We start from the raw sequence: 12,356 nt of genomic DNA on the forward strand, positions 1-12,356 counted from the left end.
TGTCGTGGTCGAGCCGTGTGCACAACCCATCCGGATACGTTGGACCGCGGCAGCGGCCGGCACGGCCGCTGCCGGGCTCCCACCCATGTGTCGTGCGGGGTGGGCGAGCCGGGGGACGTTCGGCCCCGGCTCGCCCACCCGGACGGCGTCAGTGGCCTTCGCGCTTCAGGCGGTCCTGGGCCTGGGTGGCGATGACGGCGGCCTGGATGCGGCGCTCCACGCCGAGCTTGGCCAGCAGCCGGGAGATGTGGTTCTTCACCGTCTTCTCGGCGAGGTAGAGCCGCTGGCCGATCTGGCGGTTGGTGAGACCCTCGCCGATGAGGGCCAGGATCTCCCGTTCCCGCTCGGTCAGGCCCGGCAGGGTCTCCGGCTCGGGTTGCGGCTGCTGCTCCTGGCGCAGCCGGGCCATCAGCCGGGTGGTGGCGCTCGGGTCGAGCAGCGACTGCCCGGAGGCCACCGTGCGTACGGCGGTCACCAGGTCGGAGCCGCGGATCTGCTTCAGCACGTACCCGGAGGCGCCGGCCATGATCGAGTCGAGCAGGGCCTCCTCGTCGTCGAACGAGGTCAGCATCAGACAGGCCAGGTCGGGCATGGCCGAGCGCAGCTCGCGGCACACGCTCACCCCGTCCCCGTCCGGCAGCCGTACGTCCAGGACCGCGACCTGGGGGCGCAGGGCGGGGACGCGGACCAGGGCCTGCTCGGCCGTGGCGGCCTCGCCGACGACCGTGATGTCCGGTTCGTCGTTCAGCAGGTCGTGCACCCCTCGCCGGACCACCTCGTGGTCGTCCAGCAGAAAGACCCGGATCGGGCTGTCGGGTCCGGGCTGCTCGCCGTCCGCCATCGAATGCTCCTCTTTTCTTTCCACACTGCCTGGATTCTCCAGTTGTCCATCGGAGATCCTGCGCCATCCCGGCCCGGAGGGCCAGAGCCGGTCGGCATCACTGCCCCGGCGCCGCATGTCCACAGGTTCTCCCTCTGGGGCCGAAAGGCCTCACCCGCGGGGACGTACAGCATCTGCCGCCCGGCCGTACCCGGTCCCACGCTGGTAACGCACCGTACCGACGGAGCGTAGGGAGCATTCCATGAAGGCAGCAGTCGTCCGGTCCTTCGGCGAGCCGCTGGTGATCGAGGACCGCCCGGACCCGGAGCCCGGACCCGGTCAGGTCCGTGTCCGCCTGGAGGCGTCCGGACTGTGCCACACCGACATCCACGCCGCGCACGGTGACTGGCCGGTCAGGCCCAGCCCGCCGTTCGTGCCCGGCCACGAGGGCGTCGGCATCGTCGAGGCGCTCGGGGACGGTGTGGTCCACCTGTCCGTCGGGCAGCGGGTGGCCGTGCCGTGGCTGGGGTGGGCCTGCGGGCGGTGCGAGCACTGTCTGTCGGGCTGGGAGACGTTGTGCGGGCAGCAGCAGAACACCGGCTACAGCGTGAATGGCGGGTACGCCGAGAAGATGCTCGCCTCCGCCGACTTCGCCGCACCGGTCCCCGACGGCATCGACCCGCGCGACGCGGCCCCGCTGACCTGCGCCGGCGTGACGACGTACAAGGCACTGAAGGTCGCCGACGTACGCCCGACCCAGCTGGTGGCGGTCTCCGGCGTCGGCGGTCTCGGTCATCTGGCCGTGCAGTACGCGAAGATCGCCGGAGCCACCGTCGCCGCGATCGACGTCACCGACGACAAGCTCGAACTCGCCCGTGAGCTGGGCGCGGACATCCTCATCGACGCGCGCGAGGAGGACCCCGCCGAGGTGCTCAAGCGGCACGGCGGTGCCCACGCGGCGATCGCGCTGGCCGTGAACGCGCAGGCGTTCGCCGCCGTCCACGGCGGTCTGCGGCGCGGCGGCAAGCTGGTCATGGTGGCCCTGCCCGCGGGTGGAACGATCCAGGTGCCGATCTTCGAGACCGTGCTGAACGGCACCAGCGTCATCGGTTCGATCGTGGGCACCCGCCAGGATCTGTACGAGGTGTTCCAGCTGCACGCCGCCGGGCGTACCAGGGTGATCTACGAGACCCGGCCCCTGGAGACCGTCAACGAGTCCATCACCGAGGTCCTGAACGGGCAGGTCAAGGCACGCATCGTCTTCGAGATGTGATCCGACCGCAGCCGGAAGGAAGAGCACCGCCATGGTCCGTTACGTGTACGCGTTCACCGAGGGCAGCCGCGACATGGCCGACCTGCTCGGCGGCAAGGGCGCCAACCTGGCGGAAATGACCCGCCTGGGCCTGCCGGTGCCGCCCGGCTTCACCGTCACCACCGAGGCCTGCCGCACGTTCCTCACCACCGGCGGCGAGCCGGCCGGCCTCGCCCGCGAGATCTCCGATCATCTGACCGTCCTGGAGCGGGCCGCCGGGCGGCGGCTGGGGCAGCCGGACGACCCGCTGCTGCTCTCGGTCCGCTCCGGGGCCCGCTTCTCCATGCCCGGCATGATGGAGACGATCCTCGACATCGGTCTCAACGACGACTCCGTGCTGGGCCTGGCGAAGTCCTCCGGCAGCGAGCGCTTCGCCTGGGACTCCTACCGCCGCCTCCTGCAGATGTTCGGCAGCACCGTCATGGGGGTCGACAGCGCCCTGTTCGAGAATGCCATGGCCCGCCTGAAGGAGGACTGCGGCGCGGTCGACGACCTGGGGCTGGACGCGGCCGACCTGGCCGGGCTGGTCGAGACGTACAAGGAGCTGATCCGCCAGGAGACGGGCGAGTCCTTCCCGCAGTCCCCGGCCAGGCAGCTGCAGCGAGCGGTGCTGGCCGTCTTCCAGTCGTGGAATGTCGAACGCGCCCGCCTGTACCGCCGGCGTGAGCACATTCCCGACGGTCTCGGTACCGCGGTCAACGTGCAGACCATGGTCTTCGGCAACCTCGGACCCGACTCCGGCAGCGGCGTCGCCTTCACCCGCGACCCGGCCACCGGCCGGGCGGGCGTGTACGGCGACTACCTGGCCAACGCGCAGGGCGAGGATGTCGTTGCCGGCATCCGCAACACCGTGCCGCTGGAGGAACTCGGCCGGCTGAACCCCGAGGCGTTCAGCCGGCTGTGCGGCCACATGGCGACGCTGGAGGCCCACTACCGCGACCTGTGCGACATCGAGTTCACCGTCGAGCGCGGCCGGCTGTGGATGCTGCAGACCCGGGTCGGCAAGCGCACCGCCGAGGCCGCCTTCACCATCGCCGCCGAGCTGACCGACGAGGGGCTCATCACCGCGGACGAAGGCCTGGTGCGGGTGAGCGGGGACGAGCTGGCCCGACTGACGTTCCCCCGGTTCGACACCTCCACTATTGGTGACCCGCTCGCACACGGCATCCCGGCCTCCCCCGGAGCCGCCGTGGGCGCTGCGGTGTTCGACTCGGCCGAGGCGGTCCGGCGGGCTGCCGCAGGCGAGAAGGTCGTCCTCGTACGTGAGGAGACCACTCCGGACGACCTGCCCGGCATGGTCGCCGCCCAAGCCGTGCTCACCAGCCGCGGCGGCAAGACCAGCCACGCGGCCGTGGTCGCCCGCGGCATGGGCAAGGTGTGCGTGTGCGGCGCCGAGAAGATCGGCGTCGACCCGCAGGGGCGGCGCTTCACCGTGGGCGACATCACCGTCGAAGAGGGCACGGTCCTCTCCGTGGACGGCTCCGAGGGCGCCGTGTATCCCGGCGCGGCTCCGCTGGTCGACTCCGCCGTCATGCGGTACTTCGAGACCGGCGAGCGCTCGGACGGGCTGGTGGACGCCGTGGCCCGCGCCATGCAGCACGCCGACGGTGTGCGCCGGCTGGGGGTCCGGGCGAACGCGGACACCCCCGAGGACGCCGCCCGAGCCCGCCGGTTCGGGGCCGAGGGCATCGGACTGTGCCGTACGGAGCACATGTTCCTCGGCGACCGGCGCCGGCTGGTCGAGGCGATGATCCTGGCCCGCACCGACACGGAGCGGGAACGCGCCCTGGACGCGCTGCTGCCGCTGCAACGGCAGGACTTCACCGGCATTCTGGAGGCCATGGACGGCCTGCCGGTCACCATTCGTCTCCTCGACCCGCCGCTGCACGAGTTCCTGCCCGACCGCACCGAACTCGCCGTGCGGCTCGCCGCCGCCGAAGCACACGGCAGCCCGCCCAGCGAGCACGACGCGGAACTGCTCGACGCCGTCAACCGCATGCACGAGGAGAACCCGATGCTGGGCCTGCGCGGTGTGCGCCTGGGCCTGGTGGCGCCGGGACTGGTCGCCATGCAGGTACGGGCGATCGCCGAGGCGACCGTCGAACGCAGGCGAGCGGGCGGGGATCCGCGGGCGGAGATCATGGTGCCGCTGATCGACACGGTCGAGGAGCTGCGCCTGGTGCGCGAGGAGGTCGAGCAGGTCCTGGCCGACGTCTCCGAGGAGTCCGGGGTCTCCGTCGTGTGTCCGGTCGGCACGATGATCGAGCTGCCGAGGGCGGCGCTCACCGCGGGACGCATCGCCGAGGAGGCGCAGTTCTTCTCCTTCGGCACCAACGATCTGACCCAGACCACGTGGGGCTTCTCCCGTGACGACGTCGAGGCGGCGTTCTTCTCCGCCTACCTCGACAAGGGCATCTTCAAGGTCTCCCCGTTCGAGACGATCGACCGCGACGGCGTGGGGCGCCTGATGGAGATCGCGGTCGCCGAGGGCCGTGCCGCCCGGCCCGGCCTGAAGATCGGCGTCTGCGGCGAACACGGCGGCGACCCGGAGTCGGTGCACTTCTTCCACGCCGCCGGACTCGACTACGTCTCCTGCTCCCCGTTCCGTGTGCCGGTCGCCCGCCTGGAGGCGGGCAGGGCCGCACTCTCCGGGACGGAGGCCGGCGACAGCAGGTGAGGGGAGGCCGGCCGTCGCGCTCTCCGATTGCGGGCGGTGGACACGGAAGGAGGGAGTAGGCGAGATGACCCGCACTGTCGGCGAGGTGATGACCAACGAGGTGGTCGAAGCCCGCCCGGACACCTCGTTCAAGGAGCTGGCCCGGCTGCTGGACCGGCACCGCGTCAGCGGCGTACCGGTGGTGGACCACGACGACAAGGTCGTGGGAGTGGTCTCCGAGACCGACCTGATACGCCACCAGGCAAACCGGTCCGGACACGCTCGGACAACAACGGTGGATGACCTGATGTCGGCGCCCGCTGTCACCGTCCATCCTGAACAACGCGTCGCCGACGCCGCTCGCATCATGGAACGCCACCGCGTCAACCGGCTTCCCGTCGTGGACGAGGAGGACCGGCTGATCGGCATCGCCACCCGGCGGGACCTGCTGCGGGTGTTCCTCCGAACGGACGAGGAGATCCGTCTGGACGTGATCGACGATGTCCTCACCCGCGCCATGCGCCTGTCGGCCGACGCGGCGGCCGTCTCGGTCCGGGACGGCATGGTCACCCTCGAGGGGCAGCTGGAGCGGCCCGGCGACATCCCCTTCGCCATCCGGCTGACCTGGCGGGTGGACGGAGTGGTCGGTGTTGTGAACAAACTGACCTTCCGTGCCGACGACGCTCACTCGCTCGAGCAGCACCCCCGGATGCGATGGCCCGCCCGTCCCAGCGACGTGCCAGAGGGCCTACCGGCCCGGGATTGAGGGCCGGTCAGGCCGGCGATCGGGTACCGGGCGGATCTGCTCGACACAGCGGTGCCGGCGAGACGCTTGCAGTGGAGCGGCGCCGGATCCCCTGCGGTGCCGCTCCACCACGGGCCGCCGGCCGTGCGGCCCACCTCTCGACACGGAGGCACACCATGGCCCGCCACAAGGACCGAACCGTGACCGCCGGCCCCGCCGAGGCGCCCTCGGACATCACCGTCGCCGTCGACCGGCTGGTCACCAACGGGCTCAAGGCACTGGCCGACTACGAGGCCCTCGACCAGGACCAGGTCGACCACATCGTGAAGAAGGCCTCGGTCGCCGCCCTGGACCGGCACACCGCACTGGCCCGGCTCGCGGTGGAGGAGACCGGGCGCGGCGTCTTCGAGGACAAGGCCGCCAAGAACATGTTCGCGTGCGAGCACGTCACGCACAGCATGGGCCACATGAAGACCGTCGGGGTCATCGCCCGCGACGACATCGAGGACATGGTCGAGATCGCGGAACCCGTGGGTGTGGTGTGCGCGATCACGCCCGTCACCAACCCGACGTCCACCACGGTCTTCAAGGCGCTGATGGCGCTGAAGACCCGCAACCCGGTGATCTTCGCCTTTCACCCCTCCGCGCAGCGCTGCAGCACCGAGGCGGCCCGGATCGTGCGGGACGCCGCCGTCGCGGCCGGAGCACCGGAACACTGCGTCCAGTGGATCGAGAGTCCTTCGGTCGAGGCGACCGGCACGCTGATGCGTCACCCGGGTGTCTCGCTGATCCTCGCCACTGGAGGCAACGCCATGGTCAAGGCCGCCTACTCGGCCGGCAAGCCCGCCCTGGGAGTCGGCGCCGGGAACGTTCCCGCGTACGTGCACAAGAGCGCCGAGCTGCGTCGGGCCGTCAACGACCTGGTGCTGTCCAAGTCCTTCGACAACGGCATGATCTGCGCCTCCGAGCAGGCCGTCATCCTGGACGACGAGATCTACGATGCCGCGCTGGCCGAGTTCCGCACGCTGCACGCCCATCTGGCGACCGCGGAGGAGAAGGCGAAGCTGGAGACCTTCCTGTTCCCGGTCGGCAAGGCGGCGGGCGGCGGCTGCGAGCCCAAGGTCAACTCGGCGGCCGTCGGACAGAGCCCGGAGTGGATCGCCGAGCAGGCCGGGTTCACCGTGCCGGCCGGCACCTCGCTCATCCTGGTCGAGGCCGAACGAGTCGGCCCCGACGAGCCGTTGACCCGCGAGAAGCTGTGCCCCGTGCTCGCCGTGCTGCGGGCCGGCTCCACGCAGCAGGGGTTCGACCTGGCCGCCGGCATGGTCGCCTTCCACGGCCAGGGCCACAGCGCCGTCATCCACACCGAGGACCGTGAGCTCGCCGAGGCGTACGGCCGGCGCATGAAGACGGTACGGATCATCGTCAACGCGCCGTCCTCGCAGGGGGCGATCGGCGGCGTCTACAACAACCTGCTGCCGTCGCTGACGCTGGGCTGCGGCTCGTGGGGCAGCACCTCGGTGTCCAACAACGTCTCCGCCGCCCAGCTGCTCAACGTCAAACGGGTGGGGACACGGCGCAACAACCTGCAGTGGTTCAAGATCCCGCCGAAGATCTACTTCGAACCGCAGGCCATCCGCTACCTGACGTCGATGCCGGACGTGCACCGGGTCACCGTCGTGACGGACGCGACGATGACCCGGCTCGGCTTCGTCGACCGTGTGTCGCGTGTCCTGCAGCGCCGTCGCGAGCCGGTCACCCTTCAGGTCATCGACAACGTGCAGCCCGAGCCGAGCATCGACTCCGTGCAGCGCGGCGCCGACCTGATGCGCGACTTCCGCCCGGACACGATCATCGCGCTCGGCGGCGGCTCCCCCATGGACGCGGCCAAGGTGATGTGGCTGCTGTACGAGCAGCCCGGCATCGACTTCGCGGACATGCGGCAGAAGTTCTCGGACATCCGCAAGCGGGCCTTCCGTTTCCCGGTGCCGGGCGCACGCGCCCGGCTGGTCTGCATCCCCACGACCTCCGGAACCGGAGCGGAGGTAACCCCGTTCGCGGTCATCTCGGACCCGGCGACGGGGAAGAAGTACCCGCTGGCCGACTACGCGCTCACCCCCAGTGTGGCGATCATCGATCCGCTTCTGACCACCGAGCTGCCCCCGGCACTGGCCGCCGACAGCGGCTTCGACGCCCTCACTCACGCCATCGAGGCGTACGTGTCCGTCTACGCCAACGACTTCACCGACGGGCCGGCGCTGCACGCGATCCGGCTGATCTTCGGGAACATCGAGGCGGCGGTGAACGAGCGCATGGGCTCGGCTCGGGCCCGCGAGAAGATGCACAACGCCGGCACCATCGCGGGCATGGCGTTCGGCAACGCCTTCCTCGGCATCGTCCACGCCATGTCGCACACGCTGGGCGCCACCTTCCACATCGCGCACGGCCGCACCAACGCGGTGCTGCTGCCGCACGTCATCCGCTACAACGGCACCGTCCCCACGAAGCTCACCGGCTGGCCCAAGTACGAGAACTACCGGGCCCCCGAACGCTTCCAGGACATCGCCCGCACTCTCGGTCTGCCGGCCTCCACCCCCGAGGAGGGCGTGGAGGCCCTCGCCGGGGCCGTGGAGCGCCTGCGGGACTCCGTGGGCATCGAGCCTTCGTTCCAGGCCCTCGGCGTCGACGAGCGCGCCTTCCTCGAGGCCCTGCCCCAACAGGCCCTCAACGCCTACGAGGACCAGTGCGCCCCCGCCAACCCGCGGATGCCGATGCTGGACGACATGCAGGAGATCATGCGGGCCGCCTACTTCGGGCGGTGAGCCGTAGGGCACGCCGAGAGCCCCGGCCGGATGGGCCCGGGGCTCAGTGCGGGGGCGGCGAGCGCACGGCGAGGTCGTCGTGCCCGTCGCCGGGGTGCCGGTCGGCCGGCAGGCGGCACAGGTCGTTGAGCGGCGGGGCGTTGTGGGCGGAGGCGAGGGCGGCGAGTTCGTCCGGGCATGCGTCCAGGGACCGCCGGAGAGGCTCGACCAGGCCGTCGGTGAACATCAGGAGCATGTCCCCGGCCGCCAGCGCACGGGTGTGGTCGGGGCGGAGCAGCGCCTCGTCCACGTGGAGGGGGAAGACCGGGTTCGGCTTCCCGGTAGCCTGCATGCCCGTCGGCCGTGACGACGACGGCTTCGGGGAACGATGAGCTTCTTCGAGGTGGCCACCGATCAGGTGACAGTCTGCGAGCTGAAACGAGCGAGGCCCCTGGGCTGTTGATCGAGATGTCTGACGTCTCAATCACGTTGCTCGGGGGCCTCGTTGGTCATCCATCCTGCCGCACTCGACCTGCCGCATGCGCTCGTCGAGTGGGTCACCTTGCTGATTGTCACCCGTGAAGGCGACCGGCGCTGCGAGCTCCGCCCGTCCCAACGCGCGGTGGTGGCACTGGTGTACCTGCGCGAACACACCACCCTGGCGAAGATCGCTGCCGGATTCGGGATCAGCGAGTCCACCGCCCACGCCTACACCAGCAAGGCCGTCTACCTGCTCGCCGAACGTGCACCGGGCCTGCTGAAGACGCTACGCGAGCATGATCCTGACTTCCTCCTCCTCGACGGGACTCTCGCCGAGTGCGACCGGGGCGGCGACGGCCGAGCCGACTACTCCCACAAACACCGACGCCACGGCGTGAACGTGCAGGTTGTCACCGATCCCGACGGCCGGCTGCTGTGGCTCTCGCCCGCCCTGCCGGGCCTCACCCACGACCTGACCGCTGCCCGCACCCACCGGATCATCCGCATCTGCGAGCGGCAGGGTGTTCCCATCGTCGCCGATCTCGCCTACCAGGGCGGCGGCCCCTGGCTGACCACGGGCATCAAACGCAGGCCCCTGCAGGAACTCAGCCTCACCGAGAAGACCCGCAACCGTGCCCTGGCCACGACACGGGCACCCCTCGAACGCGGCGTCGCCCGCCTGAAGTCCTGGCGGATCTTCCGTAGATCCCGATGCAGCCCCAACCGCATGACGTCAATCGCCAAGGCCATTCTCACCCTGGAGTTGCAACGCTGAAGAAGCTCAATGAGCGGAACACCACCCTCGCGTCATGCGGCCAGGTCGACATCGACGCATGGTTCGCCGAGAACGCCGAGCACGCCCGCACCCGTCCGAGAGGCTTCCTCAACTGGGCCGTGCAGGACCGGCACTGCCGGTGTTCCCTGGCCATCCCGGCGATGAAGATCTCCCGGCGGCCCGCACTGAGCGAAGACGAACGCCTCGCCGCCCTGGGCAGGCTTCTGACCAATACGGAGATACCGATGCGACTCCGCGTCGCCGGAGTCATCGTTCTCCTCTACGCACAACCGCTGGGCCGCATCGTCCGGCTCACCGTCGACGACGTCATCCGCGACGGCGACACCATGCTGCTACGACTCGGCGAGCCGCCCTCACCCGTTCCCGCGCCGGTCGCCACCCTGTTGCTGGAACACATCACGCACCGCGGCAACATGAATACCGCCACCAACCCGGCGTCCCGTCGGCTCTTCCCCGGCCGTCGGACCGGCCAGCCTCTCGGCCCCAACCATCTGTCCGCGCTCCTGAACCAGGTCGGAATCCCGACCGCCGCCGCCCGCGGCGCCGCCATCCGGCAGCAACTCCTCGAACTCCCCGTCCCCGTTGTCGCAGAAGCTCTCGGCTACCACGACAAGACCACCAGCCGCCTCCGCAACGAGACCGGCGGAACCTGGAGCCGATACGCCCCAGGAGATCACGCAAGGACACCAGCAGGCTGGACTCCCCAGGGAGCCAGCGACAGTTGAGTATGAGATTCCACCAGTAACTCCCTTGCCGGTTCGCGCCACCAACGAGGAGCGGACTGAGTTCCTCGGCCACTTCGGTGGCGCAACTACTCTTGGCGAACGAGGAGCCAACTCCAGTTTTTACCTGCCACCATAGACGTCTGCCTCGTGGTGATCTGCCAGCCCGACATCCATTTGCCGTTTCCGTGATGGAGTGCTTGGCATGAGCATGTACACAGGTGTCCTTTAGCGTCTCGGCAGGATGCTGTGCACCGTTCATCGTTGTTGTACTCGCGACCGACAGCCACGAACGGGAAACGCCCTAGGAGCTGGTTCGCCAGGCGAATTAGGCTCCGACTGGATACCGAGAAGTAACCCTAAGTCGGGTCCCATTCGACATATCCAGCTGACCGGGCATAGATCTCGACCATGGCCTTCTGCTGGCTGAATGCCTTGTCTGGAATCCAAATCCCCAACGGGCGCTTTGCAGGTAGCGCGAGAGTAGGCATCGTGCGGCCGTCCCAAGTCGGGAACCAGGTTGGTGTCGGCAGAGGTTCACGCATGCGGCTCCGGTTATTCTCCGAGATACCGCGAAGGATCAGGTTGCCATCGGCATCGAGGGCGCCAGGTTGAAAGATCCTCTCGCCTGATCTGCGGCAGATCATTTGCCCTCCCGGTACCTTATGGAGGACAGGGCTGCCCAGGAGCATGTCCACCTTGCAAGTCGCCCCACACGTTGTGCACTTCCACGTCTTCACTGTGCCCCCCTCTGTGACGGTGGAGCACACATTGTTCTCCGGCATCAAGCCGTACGCGTCGCGATCAGGAGAAAACCACCGCGCCCCGAGGCACCCCGAGTGGGAGAAGGCCGTCAAGCTCGCCTGCGAACCGCACACCTTCCAGTAACCACACACAGTCACCATCTGCCCCGGATCGTCCAAGAACTGGCGACAGTTGAATACGCGAGCCCACCAGTAAAGGCCGGACGAGGGGCGGCAGATGGCCGGCGGTCGACCAGAGCAGACGCCGGCCGTCCCTTCCCGTTCGAGGCGGGCCAGGCAAGCGGTGGTGACCGGGGGTCTCCGTGATGGTGTGTAGGGTGTGGTCGAGGCGGTGCAGGACCAGGCTCGGCGGGGTGCGACGGTCGTACAGCAGGGCGCGCAGCATGTTCCGGATCTGCGCCATGGCCGCCGCGGTCAGGCCGTGCCGACCACGTCGCCGATGATGGCCGCGCAGCAGTCGTCCGGCAGCAGCAGGGCGTCGTACCAGTCGCCCCCCGAGACGGTGGCCGGGGGCGGTGGCGGGCCGGTAGACGGCGGCGGCGCCGAACGGCGCCAGGCCGGGCAGGATGGGCAGCAGCAGGCGCTGGAAGTACTCGGCGGAGGAGCGGGTCCGCTCGAAGAGGCGGGCGTTCTCGATCGCGATGTCGGCCGCCCTGGCGAGCGCGGCCACCACGGCCTCGTCGTGGTCGTCGAACGGCTCGCCGTCGCTCCTGTCGCGCAGACAGAGGTTGCCGTGGATCCGCCCGCGGACGCTGATGGCCACCTCCAGCAGTCTGCGCATCGGAGGGTGGCCCGGCGGGAAGCCGACCGAGTCGGGGTGGTGCGGCAGGCTCCGCACGCGCAGGGGCTCGGGATGGTGGGTCAGATGCCTGAGCAGGCCCCGGCCGTGCGGGAACTCGGAGCCGGCCAGATCCTGGTACTCCTTCGCGCTCAGGCCGAGGTGGATGAACTCCTCGAGCGTGGAGCCGTCGTCGTTCAGTACGCCCAGAGCGCCGTAGCGGGCATCGACCAGTTCCATCGCCGTACTGACGATGTGCCGCAGCACGACAGGCAGTTCCAGTTCGCGGCTGACCGCCAGGGCCGCGTTGAGCAACCGCTCCATCCCCCGCTGTGCCCAGGCCGGGTCGTCGATCTGTCCGGTGACGCGACGCATCTCCCGGGCGCGGCTCGGGCGGGACGCTCCGTGGCCTGAGGACCGTCGTCCGGGTCCACCACGTCCCATCCTTCCTCTTCTGTTGTGCGGGCGGGCCCCTGCGCGGT

Annotated in this window: 8 protein-coding genes and 1 pseudogene; 6 read left to right on the plus strand and 3 right to left on the minus strand. The window is 69.6% G+C overall.

Features of this window, described 5'->3' with window-relative positions; translation table 11 throughout:
• Positions 1-148: 148 nt before the first annotated feature.
• Positions 149-841, minus strand: coding sequence for a response regulator transcription factor (locus tag ACZ62B_RS00105; protein WP_344562308.1), 693 nt, complete (start codon positions 839-841; stop codon positions 149-151).
• A gap of 241 nt (positions 842-1,082) precedes the next feature.
• Between ACZ62B_RS00105 and adhP the strand changes: the two genes are divergently transcribed.
• From adhP to adhE, 4 genes are all read left to right on the plus strand, one after another.
• Positions 1,083-2,093, plus strand: coding sequence for an alcohol dehydrogenase AdhP (gene adhP / locus ACZ62B_RS00110; protein ID WP_468890817.1), 1,011 nt, complete (start codon positions 1,083-1,085; stop codon positions 2,091-2,093).
• 31 nt (positions 2,094-2,124) lie between these two features.
• Positions 2,125-4,809, plus strand: a complete 2,685-nt coding sequence (gene ppdK, locus ACZ62B_RS00115) for a pyruvate, phosphate dikinase (protein ID WP_469688933.1) — start codon at positions 2,125-2,127, stop codon at positions 4,807-4,809.
• A gap of 64 nt (positions 4,810-4,873) precedes the next feature.
• Positions 4,874-5,554, plus strand: coding sequence for a CBS domain-containing protein (locus ACZ62B_RS00120; RefSeq protein ID WP_469688935.1), 681 nt, complete (start codon positions 4,874-4,876; stop codon positions 5,552-5,554).
• 155 nt (positions 5,555-5,709) lie between these two features.
• Complete coding sequence (gene adhE / locus ACZ62B_RS00125; protein ID WP_468890811.1) at positions 5,710-8,355, plus strand: bifunctional acetaldehyde-CoA/alcohol dehydrogenase; 2,646 nt, start codon at positions 5,710-5,712, stop codon at positions 8,353-8,355.
• Positions 8,356-8,398: 43 nt separating this feature from the next.
• Here the strand turns inward: adhE and ACZ62B_RS00130 are convergent, their stop codons facing one another.
• Positions 8,399-8,818 (minus strand): SpoIIE family protein phosphatase, encoded by a 420-nt coding sequence (locus tag ACZ62B_RS00130; protein WP_468890809.1) that lies wholly within the window; start codon positions 8,816-8,818, stop codon positions 8,399-8,401.
• Between the two features lie 21 nt (positions 8,819-8,839).
• Here ACZ62B_RS00130 and ACZ62B_RS00135 point away from each other — a divergent pair, with 21 nt between their 5' ends.
• Together ACZ62B_RS00135 and ACZ62B_RS00140 are read left to right on the plus strand one after the other, a co-directional pair.
• Positions 8,840-9,589: a transposase gene (locus tag ACZ62B_RS00135; RefSeq protein ID WP_468890807.1), complete on the plus strand. Its 750-nt coding sequence runs from the start codon at positions 8,840-8,842 to the stop codon at positions 9,587-9,589.
• On the plus strand, positions 9,526-10,335 hold the full coding sequence (locus ACZ62B_RS00140) for a hypothetical protein (protein WP_468890805.1): 810 nt from the start codon (positions 9,526-9,528) through the stop codon (positions 10,333-10,335). The genes ACZ62B_RS00135 and ACZ62B_RS00140 overlap by 64 nt, the downstream gene beginning before the upstream one ends.
• Before the next feature lie 963 nt (positions 10,336-11,298).
• Here ACZ62B_RS00140 and ACZ62B_RS00145 read toward each other — a convergent pair.
• A pseudogene (locus ACZ62B_RS00145) lies at positions 11,299-12,249 on the minus strand (PP2C family protein-serine/threonine phosphatase); the annotation flags it as partial.
• Between the last annotated feature and the right edge of the window lie 107 nt (positions 12,250-12,356).

This window comes from Streptomyces sp. NPDC053426 (assembly GCF_055585405.1).